This is a genomic window from Xanthomonas sp. JAI131 (assembly GCF_013410075.1).
In the GTDB taxonomy this organism is placed as follows: Bacteria; Pseudomonadota; Gammaproteobacteria; order Xanthomonadales; family Xanthomonadaceae; genus Xanthomonas_A; species Xanthomonas_A bonasiae.
Map to the genome: position 1 here is coordinate 146300 of NZ_JACCCN010000004.1, position 15139 is coordinate 161438.

12 protein-coding genes are annotated in these 15139 nt (G+C 70.1%); 5 read left to right on the forward strand and 7 right to left on the reverse strand.

Translation table 11 applies throughout. The features are described from left to right. Positions 1–196: 196 nt before the first annotated feature. From HDC36_RS17280 to HDC36_RS17290, 3 genes are all read right to left on the reverse strand, one after another. Positions 197–1924, reverse strand: coding sequence for an ExeM/NucH family extracellular endonuclease (locus HDC36_RS17280; protein WP_179569766.1), 1728 nt, complete (start codon positions 1922–1924; stop codon positions 197–199). Positions 1925–2019: 95 nt separating this feature from the next. Then, positions 2020–2538 carry a c-type cytochrome gene (locus tag HDC36_RS17285; protein ID WP_179569768.1) on the reverse strand — a complete coding sequence of 173 codons (519 nt, stop codon included), beginning with the start codon at positions 2536–2538 and terminating at the stop codon, positions 2020–2022. A 298-nt stretch (positions 2539–2836) separates the two neighbouring features. Continuing rightward, positions 2837–3451, reverse strand: coding sequence for a TetR/AcrR family transcriptional regulator (locus HDC36_RS17290; RefSeq protein WP_179569770.1), 615 nt, complete (start codon positions 3449–3451; stop codon positions 2837–2839). Positions 3452–3587: 136 nt separating this feature from the next. Here HDC36_RS17290 and HDC36_RS17295 point away from each other — a divergent pair, with 136 nt between their 5' ends. The 4 genes from HDC36_RS17295 to HDC36_RS17310 all read left to right on the forward strand — a co-directional run bounded on the left by HDC36_RS17295 (position 3588) and on the right by HDC36_RS17310 (position 10235). Continuing rightward, positions 3588–4751, forward strand: coding sequence for an isovaleryl-CoA dehydrogenase (locus HDC36_RS17295; protein ID WP_179569772.1), 1164 nt, complete (start codon positions 3588–3590; stop codon positions 4749–4751). A gap of 131 nt (positions 4752–4882) precedes the next feature. Continuing rightward, positions 4883–6493 (forward strand): carboxyl transferase domain-containing protein, encoded by a 1611-nt coding sequence (locus tag HDC36_RS17300; RefSeq protein WP_179569774.1) that lies wholly within the window; start codon positions 4883–4885, stop codon positions 6491–6493. 764 nt (positions 6494–7257) lie between these two features. After that, on the forward strand, positions 7258–9267 hold the full coding sequence (locus tag HDC36_RS17305; RefSeq protein ID WP_179569776.1) for an acetyl/propionyl/methylcrotonyl-CoA carboxylase subunit alpha: 2010 nt from the start codon (positions 7258–7260) through the stop codon (positions 9265–9267). Between the two features lie 200 nt (positions 9268–9467). Next, on the forward strand, positions 9468–10235 hold the full coding sequence (locus HDC36_RS17310; RefSeq protein WP_179569778.1) for a DUF6065 family protein: 768 nt from the start codon (positions 9468–9470) through the stop codon (positions 10233–10235). Positions 10236–10409: 174 nt separating this feature from the next. Here HDC36_RS17310 and HDC36_RS17315 read toward each other — a convergent pair whose 3' ends face one another. The 4 genes from HDC36_RS17315 to HDC36_RS17330 all read right to left on the reverse strand — a co-directional run bounded on the left by HDC36_RS17315 (position 10410) and on the right by HDC36_RS17330 (position 13559). After that, on the reverse strand, positions 10410–10826 hold the full coding sequence (locus HDC36_RS17315) for a hypothetical protein (RefSeq protein ID WP_179569780.1): 417 nt from the start codon (positions 10824–10826) through the stop codon (positions 10410–10412). A 124-nt stretch (positions 10827–10950) separates the two neighbouring features. Further along, a complete protein-coding gene (locus HDC36_RS17320; protein ID WP_343204357.1) occupies positions 10951–11559 on the reverse strand; it encodes an excalibur calcium-binding domain-containing protein in 609 nt (202 codons plus the stop codon). Positions 11560–11600: 41 nt separating this feature from the next. Continuing rightward, positions 11601–12830 (reverse strand): chromate efflux transporter, encoded by a 1230-nt coding sequence (gene chrA, locus HDC36_RS17325; RefSeq protein ID WP_179569782.1) that lies wholly within the window; start codon positions 12828–12830, stop codon positions 11601–11603. Positions 12831–13400: 570 nt separating this feature from the next. After that, a complete protein-coding gene (locus HDC36_RS17330; protein WP_179569784.1) occupies positions 13401–13559 on the reverse strand; it encodes a hypothetical protein in 159 nt (52 codons plus the stop codon). A 179-nt stretch (positions 13560–13738) separates the two neighbouring features. On the opposite strand from HDC36_RS17330, the gene HDC36_RS17335 reads away from it, so the two are divergent. Next, a complete protein-coding gene (locus HDC36_RS17335) occupies positions 13739–15082 on the forward strand; it encodes a hypothetical protein (protein WP_179569786.1) in 1344 nt (447 codons plus the stop codon). Positions 15083–15139 lie beyond the last annotated feature (57 nt).

Below are 15139 nucleotides of genomic sequence, written 5' to 3' on the forward strand. Positions count from 1 at the left end.
TCGGGATTCGGGATTGGCAAAAGCGGGATTCGCGGCCTGCGGCCCGCCCCATCCCAATCCCAATTCCAATCCCGACTGTTCAACTGCCGAACAGCTGGTCATTCCACGCTCTTTTCCGAAACGCAGACCTCAAAACCGACCGACCGCGACCCCGCGCTTCAACCAATCCCCAATCCCGAATCCCCAATCCCGGCTCTCAAAGCTCAAAGCCCAGCAGCAGCGGATCGTGATCGGAGCTGCGCCACGGACCCGGCAGGTTGCGCTCGCGATAGCCGTCGGCGTCGGGCGAGTCGGCATTGATATGCCATTCGGCGGCGCCGCGCAGCAGCGGTGCCAGCGCCGGACTCAGCAGGGCGTGGTCCAGGCGGCCGCTCAGGCCCCTGTAGATGAAGCTGTAGGGCTGTTCGACGTGCGCCTGCGCCAGCGCGTCGCGCCAGCCGGCGTCGCGCAGCAGGCGCAGCGGGTCTTCCATCGCATAGGCGTTGAAGTCGCCGAGCAGCACGCTGACGGTGCTGCCGCTGCCGGTCGGGTCGCTGCGCAGCCAGGCATCCAGGCGCCGCGCCGAGTCGGTGCGGGTGGCGTTCCAGCAGCCCTGGCCGTCGCCGCGGTCGGCATCGTCGCCGGCCGCGTCGCCGCAGCCCTTGGACTTGAAGTGGTTGGCGACGACCACGAACGGCTGCCCGGTGCCGCGCCGGAACGCCTGCGCCAGCGGCACCCGGCTGTGCGCGGCGAACGGGCCGCCTTCCAGCACCGCCGGCTTGCCGACCGGGCTGACCCGCGAGGCGCGGTAGATCAGGCCGACCCGGATCGGGTTGTCGCCCGGGCCGCGCCCGGCATCGACGAAGCGCCAGTCGCCGCCATCGCCGGCATTGAGCGCGGCGACCAACGTGGCGATCGCCGAGGTCGGCCCGTAGCCGTCGTTTTCCAGCTCCATCAGCGCGGCGACGTCGGCCTGCAGCGGACGGATGGTGGCGACCAGCTTGGCCAGCTGCGCCTGGAATTCGGCCGCGTTGCGCGCCCCGCGCAGGGTCGGGAAACCGCCGCCGCGGCCATCGCCGTTGAAGAAGTTCTCCAGGTTGAACGCGGCCACGCGCAGCGTGCCGGCGACCTGCGGCGGCGCCGGTGCCGGCGGCGGGGCCAACTGCAACGGCGCAGTCGGATACAGCCGCGCCGCACCCTCGACCACGCCGCCGACGATGCCTTCCACGCCCTGCAGCGTGGTGCCGGCGCGCGGCGCCGCGGTGGCTTCGCCGCTGCCCAGATAAGCGGGCAGGCTGTCGGGCGCATGCGTGCCGGCTTCGTCCAGCAGCAGCAGGCGCCGCGCATTGTCGGCGTTCGTCGCGGCCAGCTCGGCGCTGCCCGGCGCGGCGATTTCGGAGGGTTGCCACAGGCGTCCGCCGAAAGCGACGCCGAGTTCGCCGGCCTTGGCCAGCGCATCGGTATCGACCACGGTCAGCGGCGCATCGATGCGCACGCGCATGCCGGCCAGCGCCGACCAGTCGGCCGGTACGGCGTCGAGCACCTGCAGCGGCAGCGGCTGCGCGCGCGCCAACACGGTGTGCCCGGCGGCGCGTACGCTGCGCCCGGCGAACGGCGTGCCGGCGGACGCCAGGCTGGCCGCGCGCCGCGGCGCCAGTTCGCCCCAGACCCGCACCCGGTCGCCCGGCACCAGTGAGGCGTCGGCATCGCCTTGCACCAGCAGCGCGTCGGCGGTGAGCGGATCGCCATCGCCGGCGTCCTGCACCAGATAGCCGTCGCCGCCGGCCTGCACGCGCGCGGTGACCACGCCTTCGAACACCACGCCCTGCGCGCTGTCGGCCGGCCGCAGCTGCCCGATCGGCACCATCTGCGGCGGCGTCAACGCATGCGCGGCGGGTGCGCCGGCAACCAGCAGCAACGACAACAGCGGGGGCAACAGGCGCATGCGATCACTCTCCTTAGCTCGCCGGCATGGGGCCGGCATCGAATACGAACGCGCCGCCCGGAGGCGGCGCTGGAAAAACCCGCAGGAAGCGCAGGTTACTTCAGGTTGGACAGCATCCAATCGACCGTGGCGTGGATCTGCGCTTCGCTGAGCGCCGGGTTGCCACCCTTGGGCGGCATGATCCCGCCATCGGGGCCGGTGTAGCCCTCGATCGCGTGCTTGTACAGCGTGTCCTTGCCCTGCGCGATGCGCGCATCCCAGTGCGAATGGTCCAGGGTTGGCGCCTTGCCGACGCCGGTGGTGTGGCAGGCGGTGCACAGGTTGTCGAAGATCACCTTGCCGTCGGTGGTGCCGCCGTAGGCGACCTGCGCCGACGCCTTGGCCAGCGCCGCCGCCTGCGCGGCCGCCTGCGCCGCAGCGCCGGTGCTGCCGGCATACACCGCGCCCGCCGGGGCGATGCGTTCCTCGGTGCGCTTGAGCGCCACCGGCGACACCTCCGGCGGGATCGCCCGCTGCAAATAGGCCGCGAACGCGATCAGCCCGAGGGTGATGACGACCAACAGGCCGATCACCATCGAGAACCGCTTGAGAAATTCGAGGTCGTAATTCCGCACATCACACCCCTTTGGCACGTGGTGACCGGACCACCGCTACGCGGCCGAGTATAGCCAGCGTTTGCCGCGCACGGCAGTCCGGCGACGCAGCGAATCGCAGACGATGCGTGCTGCATCGCAGCAGTTTTGCCGCGCGCCGGGGCACGGCTTCGGCATGAAGGCTGTCCTGGCGCATCGTCGGTCGCACGACATGGCGACCGGAGCACTGCGCCACCCCCTACCCTCTCGCGCTGTCGGTTCGCCGCCGGAACCGCACTGCGCAGATGTCGGAAACGGCGTGGCCCGTAGGACGCGCCTATTACGCCTGCGCGCTGCCGACCGCGCGCAGACAGAACCCGCACACCGCCTCGACCAGACGCTCGCTGTCGCGCGGGCCGTCGCGGCTGGGCGCGGTCGGCCCGACCAGGGCTTCGGTGTAGGCGCCGACCAGGCAGGCCGCGGCCGCGTCCAGGTCCTGCGCCGGGAATTCGCCCGCGGCCACGCCCTCGGCGAGGATGCCCTTGAACAGGTCGCCGAACAGGCGCCGGCAGCGGATGCGCTCGGCATCCACCTCCGGCTCGACCGGCTCGGCGATGAAGGCGTAGGCCAGCCCCGGCCCGGCCAGCGCGCGGCGCACGAACGAGGCGATCGCCGCGCGCAGGCGCTGCGTCGCCGACGCCGGTTCGGCGGCGATGCCGTGCAGGATCGCCAGTTCGTGGTCCACCGCCGCGGTCAGCACTTCCACGAACAGCTCGGCCTTGGACGGGAAGTGGCGGTAGATCAGCCCGGTGGACACCCCGGCCTCGGCCGCCACCGCGGTCACCGGCGCGCCGCGGAAGCCGCCGGCGGCGACCAGCCGCCGCGCCGCCAGCAGGATCCGCTGGCGGTTGCCGGCGAGGCGTTCTTCCATCAGCGCGGAGCGTTTGTAGGCCATGGGGTGATTCTAGGTTCAATTAATGAATTATTGTTCACTTCTTCGCCGTTCCCGGCTACGCTGGCGTCCATTCCCCGGCGCCGCCTGGATTCTAGGCGCCCCATTCGCCGCACGCCTGCTTCCGGAGCCGCCCGCCATGCTGATGCCGTCGTTGAATTTCGAACTGGGCGAGGACATCGACCTGCTGCGCGACACGGTGGCCGCCTTCGCCGCGCGCGAGATCGCGCCGCTGGCCGAGCAGGCCGACCGCGACAACGCGTTCCCGGCGCCGCTGTGGCGCAAGCTCGGCGAGCAAGGCCTGCTCGGGTTGACCGTGGAGGAAGAGTACGGCGGCAGCGCGATGGGCTACCTGGCGCACGTGGTGGCGATGGAGGAGATCTCGCGCGCCTCCGGCGCGATCGGCCTGTCCTACGGCGCGCATTCGAACCTGTGCGTGAACCAGCTGCGCAAGAACGGCAGCGAAACGCAGAAGGCACGCTACCTGCCCCGGCTGTGCAGCGGCGAACACGTCGGCGCGCTGGCGATGAGCGAACCGGGCGCCGGTTCGGACGTGGTCTCGATGAAGCTGCGCGCCGAGCTGCGCGGCGACCGCTACGTGCTCAACGGCAACAAGATGTGGATCACCAACGGCCCCGATGCCGACGTGCTGGTGGTCTACGCCAAGACCGACCCGGCCGGCGGCGCGCGCGGCATCACCGCGTTCCTGGTCGAGAAGGGCATGCCCGGCTTCAGCACCGCGCAGAAACTGGACAAGCTCGGCATGCGCGGCTCCAACACCTGCGAACTGGTGTTCCAGGACTGCGAGGTGCCGGTGGAGAACGTGCTGGGCAGCGTCGGCGGCGGCGTGCGCGTGCTGATGTCGGGCCTGGACTACGAGCGGCTGGTGCTGTCCGGCGGCCCGCTGGGGCTGATGGCCGCAGCGATGGACGTGGTGATGCCGTACGTGCACGAGCGCCGCCAGTTCGGCGAGGCGATCGGCAGCTTCCAGCTGATGCAGGGCAAGCTGGCCGACATGTACGTGGGCCTCAATGCCTGCCGCGCCTACGTATATGCAGTGGCGCGCGCCTGCGACGCCGGCCGCACCACCCGCCAGGACGCCGCCGGCGCCATCCTGTACGCGGCCGAGAAGGCGACCTGGCTGACCGGCCAGGCGATCCAGGTGCTCGGCGGCAACGGCTACATCAACGACTACCCGACCGGGCGCCTGTGGCGCGACGCCAAGCTGTACGAGATCGGCGCCGGCACCTCGGAAATCCGCCGCATGCTGATCGGCCGCGAACTGTTCGAGCGGACCAAGTGATGCGATGCGCTTCGTGTAGGAGCGGCTCTACGTGGCCTCGGGCCATCAGCCGCGACACGTTCCCGGCAAAGCGTCGCGGCTGAAGCCGCTCCTACACGGACTTCCTTTTCCTCTTTTTCGATGGCCCTGCCATGAGCGTGATCCAGACCCAGTTGCAACCCGGCAGCGACGCCTTCGCCGCCAACGTCGCGGCGCTGCGCGCGGTGGTCGACGACCTGCAGCAGACCCAGGCGCGCATCGCCCAGGGCGGCAGCGACGCGGCGCGCGCCAAGCACCAGGCGCGCGGCAAGCTGCTGGCGCGCGAGCGCATCGACGCGTTGCTCGACCCGGGCAGCGCGTTCCTGGAAATCGCCCCGCTCGCCGCGTTGGGCCTGTACGCCGACGAGGTCCCGTGCGCCGGCGTGGTCGCCGGCATCGGCCGCGTGTCCGGGGTGGAATGCGTGATCGTCGCCAACGACGCCACGGTCAAGGGCGGCACCTACTACCCGATGACGGTGAAGAAGCATCTGCGCGCGCAGGAGATCGCGCAGCAGAACCGGCTGCCGTGCATCTACCTGGTCGATTCCGGCGGCGCGTTCCTGCCGCTGCAGGACGAGGTGTTCCCCGACCGCGACCATTTCGGCCGGATCTTCTACAACCAGGCCAACCTGTCGGCGCAGGGCATCGCCCAGATCGCCTGCGTGATGGGCTCGTGCACCGCCGGCGGCGCCTACGTGCCGGCGATGAGCGACGAGACGGTGATCGTGCGCGAGCAGGGCACCATCTTCCTCGGCGGCCCGCCGCTGGTGAAGGCGGCCACCGGCGAGGAGGTCAGCGCCGAGGAGCTGGGCGGCGCCGACGTGCACACGCGCATCTCCGGGGTGGCCGACCATTTCGCCGACAACGACCTGCAGGCGCTGGCGCGGGTGCGCGCGATCGTGGCCCAGCTCAACTGGCGCAAGCCCGAGCCGGCGCTGGCGTTGCGCGCGCCGGAGCCGCCGCTGTATCCGGCCGAGGAACTGTACGGGGTGATCCCGGCCGACCCGCGCAAACCGTTCGACGTGCGCGAGGTGATCGCGCGCGTGGTCGACGGTTCGCGCCTGGACGAATTCAAGGCGCGCTACGGCACCACCCTGGTCACCGGCTTCGCGCACCTGCACGGCTATCCGGTCGGCATCGTCGCCAACAACGGCATCCTGTTCTCCGAGTCGGCGCTGAAGGGCGCGCACTTCATCGAACTGTGCGCGCAGCGCGGCATCCCGCTGGTGTTCCTGCAGAACATCACCGGCTTCATGGTCGGGCGCAAGTACGAACACGGCGGCATCGCCAAGGACGGGGCGAAGCTGGTGATGGCGGTGGCCTGCGCGAAGGTGCCCAAGTTCACGGTGGTGATCGGCGGTTCGTTCGGCGCCGGCAACTACGGCATGTGCGGCCGCGCGTATTCGCCGAATTTCCTGTGGATGTGGCCGAACGCGCGGATCGGGGTGATGGGCGGGGAACAGGCGGCGAGCGTGCTGGCGACGGTGCGCCGCGACGGCATCGAGGCCAAGGGCGGCGCCTGGTCGGTGGAGGACGAGACGGCGTTCAAGACGCCGATCCGCGAGCAGTTCGAACGCCAGGGCCATCCGTACTACGCGAGTGCGCGGCTGTGGGACGACGGCATCATCGATCCGGCGCAGACGCGGCGGGTGCTGGGGCTGGGACTGTCGGCGGCGTTGAATGCGCCGGCGGAACCGACCCGGTTCGGGGTGTTCCGGATGTGAGCGGGCGCGACCACCCTGCTTTGCACGCATCGCGGTCGGCGGTCGTCCCACCGACCATGGCCGACAGCTCCGCTGCTGCTGTTGCCTCTGCTGTTGCTGTTGCTGTCGCCTTTGCTTTGCTTTTGATCTACGGGGTCCCCTCAGCGCGGCAGCCCCGGCGGGCGAATACCCGAAGGGCGGCGCGCAGGATGCGCGACGTTTTTCGTTGGCACATGGATGTGCCATCGAAAAATGCCCGTCGGGGCTGCGGACCCGGAGCGCGCAGCGCGGAGGGCGCGCTGCGGGGTGTGCTTTCTTTTGGTTACTTTTCTTTGCACAAGCAAAGAAAAGTGACCCGCGCCAGCGGAAGCTCTTGCTCTTGCTTCAAAGCTTCAAAACACCAATGCCAGAGCCAAGATAACGGCAACCGCAAAGGCAAAAAGCTTTCGCCTTGCGGCGAGTCACTTTTCTTTGCTCGCGCAAAGAAAAGTAACCAAAAGAAAGCGCGCCCTGCCTCGCGCCCTCCGCGCTGCGCGCTCCGGGTCCGCGTCCATACCGGGGATTCGCGGAAGGGGCATCCTGCCCCTGCCGCGAACGGCGCACATCCATGTGCGCCGCCCCTTCGGGGTTTTTCCCCGGCATGGCCGCCGCTTCGGAAGGGAACCCGGTAAGTCAAAAGCAATGGCAACGGCAACAGCCAAAGCAACCGCCACAGCAACCGCCACAGCAACTGCAACTGCAACTGCAACTGCAAGACACGACACCCCTTTTCCAGGCAACTGACCATGGCCACGCCCGACCTGCCGATGTTCGACAAGATCCTGATCGCCAACCGCGGCGAGATCGCCTGCCGCGTGATCGCCACCTGCCGCACACTCGGTATCGCCAGCGTCGCCGTCTACTCCGATGCCGACCGCGACGCCCGCCACGTGCGCCTGGCCGACGAAGCGATCCACATCGGCGCCGCGCCCGCGCGCGACAGCTACCTGCGCGGCGAACGCATCCTCGACGCCGCCCTGGCCAGCGGCGCCCAGGCGATCCACCCCGGCTACGGCTTCCTCTCGGAGAACGCCGACTTCGCCGAGGCCTGCGCCGCACGCGGCATCGTGTTCATCGGGCCGCCGCCGGCGGCGATCCGCGCCATGGGCGACAAGAGCGCGGCCAAGGCGCTGATGCACGCCGCCGGCGTGCCGCTGACCCCGGGCTACCACGGCGAACGCCAGGAGCCGGAGTTCCTGCGCGAACAGGCCGACGCCATCGGCTATCCGGTGCTGATCAAGGCCAGCGCCGGCGGCGGCGGCAAGGGCATGCGCCGGGTCGACCGCAGCGAGGAGTTCGTTGCCGCCCTGGCCGCCTGCCAGCGCGAAGCCCAGGCCGCGTTCGGCAACGCGCATGTCCTGGTGGAGAAATACGTGCTGCGCCCACGGCATATCGAGATCCAGGTGTTCGGCGACACGCATGGCGAACTGGTCTACCTGTTCGAACGCGATTGCTCGGTGCAGCGCCGCCACCAGAAGGTGCTGGAGGAAGCGCCAGCACCGGGCATGCGCGCCGAACGCCGCGCCGCGATGGGCCAGGCGGCGGTGGAGGCCGCGCGCGCGGTCGGCTATGTCGGCGCCGGCACGGTGGAGTTCATCGTCGCGCCCGACGGCGCGTTCTACTTCATGGAAATGAACACGCGGCTGCAGGTGGAACATCCGGTCACCGAGTGCATCACCGGCACCGACCTGGTGGAGTGGCAGCTGCGCGTGGCCGCCAGCCAGCCGCTGCCCAAGCGCCAGCACGAACTGGCGATCCGCGGCCATGCGCTGGAGGCGCGGCTGTATGCCGAGGATCCGGCGCGCGGCTTCCTGCCCTCGACCGGCACGCTGCAGCATCTGCGCCTGCCGGCGGCCGACGCACATACCCGCGTCGATGCCGGCGTCGAACAGGGCGACGTCATCGGCCCGCACTACGACCCGATGATCGCCAAGCTGATCGTCTGGGACGAGACCCGCGAACGCGCGCTGCGGCGCATGCAGGCGGCGCTGGCGGCGTGCCAGGTGGTCGGCGTAGCCACCAATGCCGCGTTCCTGCAGCGCTTGATCGGCACCACGGCGTTCGCACAGGCCGATCTGGATACCGCACTGATCGAGCGCGAGCATGCGGCGCTGTTCGACACCGCGCCGGCCACCGCCGAGCCGACCTGGACCCTGGCCGCGCTGGCCTGGCTGCTGCACGCGCGCGCCGACGCCGCGCAGCCGGGCGACCCGCATTCGCCCTGGGACCTGCGCGACGGCTGGCGCCTGGGCGAACCCGCGCCGCGCAACCTGATCCTGCAGCAGGGCGAGACGCGCCGCACGCTGCGCGCGGCGGCGACCGACGCCGGTTGGCGCATCCACGACAGCGCCACCGATACCGTGCTCCTCGCTGCCGGCAGCCTGCAGGAGCAACGCCTGCAGGCGCAGCTCGATGGGCAGCGCGTGCGCGCCGACGCGGTGTTCGCCGGTAGCCGCCTGCATCTGTTCGTCGCTGGCCAGGCGCACCTGTTCGACCTGCACGACCCGGTCGCCGAGGCCGACCAGCCGATCGCCGATGCCGGCGGGCTGACCGCGCCGATGCCCGGCCGCGTCGTCGCGCTGCTGGTCGCGCCCGGCACCCGCGTGGCCCGCGGCACGCCGCTGCTGGTGCTGGAGGCGATGAAGATGGAGCACACCCTGCAGGCCCCCGCCGATGGCGTGGTGCACGGCTATCGCGTGCGCGAAGGCGAGCTGGTCGGCGACGGCGTGGCGCTGCTGGAGTTCGAGGCGGACTGAGCACGGCCCGCGCGCCGGGCATCGCGCGCGCCTCGCAAAATTCGCCACCAATTGCGGCGCACCATCGAGCGCGCACGATCGCGCTCGGTTGCGATCGTGCGCGACCGGCCGCAGCGAGCACACCTCGGCAGCCGCGCACGGTCGCCATGCCGGCGCCGACGCGTCACACTCGGCGCACGTCCCCAGCCAAGTCCGCCGCCATGAAGCTCACCGCCCACGTTCTCGACGGCCACACCCTCGACGTGCGCCCGGCGCCGCGCGAGCGGCCGTGGATGGACCGCACCGACCAGCGCTACGCCTACCGCTGCCTGCCGCTGGACATCGCCAACGCGCACGGCTGGGAACTGCTGTGCCAGAGCGGGTTCGAGGCCGAATGGAACGGCGGCAACGCGCTCGACGCCATCCGCCTCCACGCCGACGCCGGCAGCCACGCACCGGCGGTCAGCCATTTCGGCTACGGCGTGCTCACCTTCCACGTGCCCTGCCTGTTCCGCACCGAGCCGGGCATGGACCTGTACGTGACCGCGCCGGTCAACCGGCCCAAGGACGGCATCGCCGGGCTGACCGGGCTGATCGAGACCGACTGGAGTCCCTACACCTTCACCATGAACTGGCAGTTCACCCGCCCCGGACGCGTGCGCTTCGACGCCGGCGAACCGTTCTGCCACTTCTTCCCGGTGCAGCGGCGCGTGCTGGCCGAGACCGAGCCGCGCTGGCAACCGCTGTCGCAGACCCCGGAACTGGAGCGCGACTATCAGGCCTGGATGCGCAGCCGCGGCCAGTTCCTGCACGACCTGGAGCAAGACGATCCAGAGGCCAAACGCGCAGGCTGGCAGCGCAGCTATTTCCGCGGACCGGCGCCGGGGCAGTGCTCGGCGGGCGTCGAGCATCGGGTCAAGTTGCGGCTGGCGCCGTTCACCCGTGCGCAGCACGAGGATCCACAGCCGGTCCAGCCAGCACCGGAATGACGCCGCGCACCAAGCGGCTCTCCGGAAACCTCCAGCGACGCGGCGATCCGTGCAGAGGCCGCGCCTGGATGCGCAGCCTGGACCGGCAAAAAAAGAAGGGCGCAACGCCGGCCAGAAGTGTCCAGCGGGAAGAACGCACCCTGCAACGGGTGTTGAACGGTCGCAACGAAGCGGCTACTCCGCATGGGCAAGCATGAGCGCGCCCTGGCCATCCGGCCACCAGACTTCGCCCAACTCGGAACTGGCATCGAAGAAGCCCACGCCATGCTTGGCGGCCAGGCCGAACACGGTGGCGTACGCGTCCTGCGCCTGCGACCAGGCGAATGCCGCATAGATGAGCGAACGGCCGACGCTGTAGTCGGTGGCACGTCCAGGTTCCTTGTCGACGTCGTCCGCGGCCAGCGGGCCGTTCATCGGCGGAAACGCAGCGACCATGTCCAGGTACCATGCGCGCAGCGGCGCCGAACTCACTGCCGGATCGTCGTAGCCGTGCTCCTCGCTCCATTCGGTCTGGGTGTCGTACCAGGCCAGGAACTGCTCGCGCTCTCGCGGTGCCGCATCCATGTCGAATACCGCCAGGTCGTAACTCATTCCATCTTCCTAGTCGTGGCGCGGGCGCCGCAGTGGCCGCGGCGAGTGTGTGGGCGCGCAAGCGTATGCGTCAACGCTGCTGTCCGCAGACGCGCGCCTCAGCACAGGCCGCATCCGTTTCACGCTAGCGACACCACTGCCGCTCGCATGGCACGCCGTCGTGGTTGCCGTCCATCTGCACGCCGGGACAATTGCGCAGGAAATAGGTCGCCTCCTCGCACGAGGTCATCTGCGCGCAGTGGGTGCGTCCATCGCACTGGAAGCGCTGCCCGGATGACGCGGCGGCGGGAACGCCGGGCGCAGCGGGTGTGGCTGGTGCCACGCCTGTGCCCGGTGCCGGCGTGGCAGCGAAGCGCGGTGCGAGCAGCGAGTACGCATAGGCGCCAATGCCGATCACCAGCAGCACGGCCAGCACGCGGCCGAACGCGCTGGCGGAATGGGCGTCAGCCGCGGCGCGGCGCGCCGGCGTGGTCGGCGCGCGTCCGGGGCGCATCACCCGCACCGCGCGCGGCCGTCCTTCCGCGTCCTGTTCCAGGTCGAACGAAATCAGCTCGCCAAGCCGCGGACGCACGCCGTCGCGCGGGAACGCCGCGATGTGCACGAATATCTCGGCATCGCCATGCGCCGAGCGCACGAAGCCAAACCCCCGCTCATCGTCCCACTTGATCAACGTTCCGTGCGTGCGCATGGGACCACCTCGAAGCGAACCCGTATTCCTGTCTACCGCCGACAATAACGTGGGCGATGCCCGGTTGCGGCCATCGCCAACGGCGCCTAGCGCCCCAACGCGCCGAGGCCGAGCGTCGCCGCCGCACACCATGCCACGACCCACAGCGCCGGGCGCTGCAGGCGTGCCATCAACACCAGCCCCAGTGCCACCACCAGCAGATCCGGCGGGCTGCGGATGCCGTCGCGCCATAGCGGGTCGTACAGCGCCGCGGCCAGCACACCGACGACCACGGCGTTGATTCCGGCCAGTGCCCGCGCCACCGATCCACGCCCGGCCAGCGCCTGCCACAGCGGCAACGCCGCGCCCAGGGCCAGCAGGCCCGGCGCGAACAACGCCGCCAGCGCCAGCATCGCCGCTGCCCCCGGGACGATGCCGCTCCCGGCGCTGGCCCCCAGATAGGCGGCCAGCGCGAACATCGGACCCGGCATCGCCTGTGCCGCGCCGTAGCCGGCGAGGAAGGTGTCCGCGGACATCCACCCGCTGGCAACCAGTTCGCGCTGCAGCAACGGCAGCACCACGTGGCCGCCGCCGAACACCAGCGCCCCGGCGCGGTAGAACGCCGCGGCGAGCGGCGCCGGCGTCGGCATCGCGGCATGGCGTGAAGAGACCCACAGCGCCGCCAGCAGCAAGCCGCCGAACGCCAGCGCACAGCACACCCCCACATCGCGGCGCCAGCGCCGCGTCGCGGCCGCCGCCATCGGCATCGACGGCGGCCGGCACCAGGCGATCCCGGCCAGCGCCCCCAGTCCGATCACCAGCGGCTGGCCCCAGGCGCGGTCGAGCGCAAGCACCAGGGCCGCGGCCGCCACCGCCAGCAGCATCCGCAGCAGGTCCGGCGTCAGCGTGCGCGCCATCGCGTACACGCCATGCGCGACCACCACCACCGCGACCAGCTTGAGCCCGTGCAGCACGTCCGCGCCGAGCGGATGCAGCAGCCATCGCGGCGCAGACAGCGCCACCGCGAACATCAGCAGCGCCGACGGCAGGGTGAAGCCCACGAACGCCGCCAACGCCCCGCGCCAGCCCGCGCGCTGCCAGCCGATCGCGACGCCGAGCTGGCTGCTGGTCGGGCCGGGCAGCACCTGGCACAGCGACAGCAACTGCGCGAAGCCCGATTCGTCCAGCCAGCCGCGACGGCGCACGAATTCCTCGCGAAAATAGCCCAGGTGCGCGAGCGGGCCGCCGAAACTGGTCAGCCCCAGGCGCAGGAACACCCCCAGCACTTCCCTGCTGAGTCCCGGCACGCATATTGGCGGCTGCTCGGCAGCAGACATGCGGCGTCCCCCTCCGCGCAGCGCCGACGATGGCGCAGGCCGATTCTGCCAGGGTAGTGCGACCGCCGCTGGCTGGGACCGCGACCGATGCATGCCAGCTGGCTGGGCACTGCCAAAGCGCGTTCGCATCCACACTGAACTGGCAGTTCGCCGCCCCGGATGCGTGCGCTTCGATGCCGGCAAACCGTTCTGCCGTTTCTTCCCGGTGCAACGGCTAGTACCAACGAGACCGAGCCGCGCTGGCGAGGCCGACGAACGACTTCCCGGCGTGCAGCCATGCCCGAGCGCACTCCCGACCCGGGTTGCGGTACGCATCCCAGCGCCTGCGCGGCAGCACAACTGTCTACTACTTGTGCCGGGGCGATCGGCTAGAGTCGAACGCGTCGAGCAACGCTGCGGATCGCGCGATAGCCGCGCACGCAGCATCTGACGTGTCACCTGGCACCCGCGCGGCAGCGTCACCGCCCGCCCCGCAGCATTCGTCCCCCGATGCTGCCTGCCACGCTGGCGCGTTCCCCCTGCGCTCGACGCACCTGGGACGATCACACAGCAGTTGCCTTCACCCGCCGGTCAGGAGAGCGACATGGATATTTCTTCTTCGATCCCGTAAGCGCAGCGTCGCAGGGCGCTGTCCACCGCCGCGGCCAGGCGCGCACGTGCCGCGCCGGTGTGCGGCTGCCCGAACCACTCTGTTTCGACACAGCCGTCGCCGCGGTTGCGGGCGTGCATGCCCGCACCCCGGGCCGGCGCGCCCGGCGCAAGGTCCGTCCTCGCGCAACGGGCCTCTGCATTCTCGACCGTGCCGTCGGCATGGTCGTGTGGCCGGTCCGGGGCCGGGGAGAGTCCGGACACACCCAGCACGCAGGCCACGTCCGCGTGGGACCGACGCACACAACAGGGAGTACACCATGCACCTGCCTCATCTGCGCATCATCGCCGCTGCAGCCGCGCTGGCGCTCGCCAGCGGCACCGCGACCGCCGGCAAGTTTCCCGACTTCGGCTACGCGCCGCCACAGACCTACAAGGGCCCGCTGTTCCAGCTCAGCCAGGACTTTCCGCAGCAAGCGCCCAGCGGGCCGCCGCCGGCGTTCTTCCAGAAGTTGCCCAAGCCGCTGAGCAACAACTTCGAGACCTGGCGCGGCTACGTGGACGCGGTGAAGACCTATTGCCTGGAAGGCAACGTGGAAAGCGACTGGTACGTGCAGAACAACAAGGTCCGGCGTTGGTACCACGCACCGTGGCAGCACTACGGGCCGCTCGGCCGCGAAGGCGTGCACGGCCTCACCAAGGAAGCGCAGATCCAGGTGAAGCAGCTGGCGCCGACCCAGCTCACCACCGGGCAGACCTTCGCGGTGGGCATCTACAACGACATCGGCGCCTATACCTTCGGCCAGGTGTGGAAGGATCCGCAGAATCCCGATCCCAGTTTCACCTCCAAGCCGAACAGCTTCCGCGACGGCACCGTGGTGTGCAAGGCGCTGTTCGCCGACGTGGACAGGAGTCAGGTGCCGTTCCTGCAGAACCCGGTGCTGTGGACGGCGTACGTCACCAACAGTTTCAGTTCGGCGGACAGAACGCTCAAGCAAGTGGCCCTGATCCAGATGGACTTCGCCGTGCGCGACCGGCGCATTCCCGGCACCGGCTGGATCTTCGGCACGTTCCAGTACAACGGCGCGGTCAGCGGCAAGCCTGGCTGGCAGAACCTGGTCCCGGTCGGGGTGATGTGGGGCAACGACCCGCAGAATACCGGCAACGACTACACCAACAAGCAGCCGACCCAGACCCGGATCAATCCCGGCATCCTGCAGTCGGCGATCAACGCCCGGCCCGAACTGCCGGCGACCCACCTGGGCTGGAACGGCCGCCTCAACGGCCCGGTCGACAATCCCATCAGTTCCTGCCTGAGCTGCCACATGACCGCCGAGTCGCCGCAACTCTCGCCGATGAACCCGACCTTCCAGGCGGCCAGCAAGATCCCGCCGGTCGGTTCCAAGGAATGGATGCGCTGGTTCCAGAACAACGCGGCCGGCACGCCGTTCGACGCGGCGGCCCAGAGCACCGACTTCAGCCTGCAGCTGGCCGGCGGCATCGCCAACTTCTACGACTGGAAGTGCACCCAGGACGGCGTGTTCGTCAGCGGCGGCAACCTCTGCCAGCAGAGCGCGCTGCCGCTGAAACTGATGCGCTCCACCACCCCGCCAGCGACGGTCTATCCGGTCGAGCGCGGCGTCGACAACCAGGAGCTGGAATAAGTCCCGACGCGATCCGTCCGCACGTCGGGCAGGGCGTGTCGCCCTGCCCGACGTGCG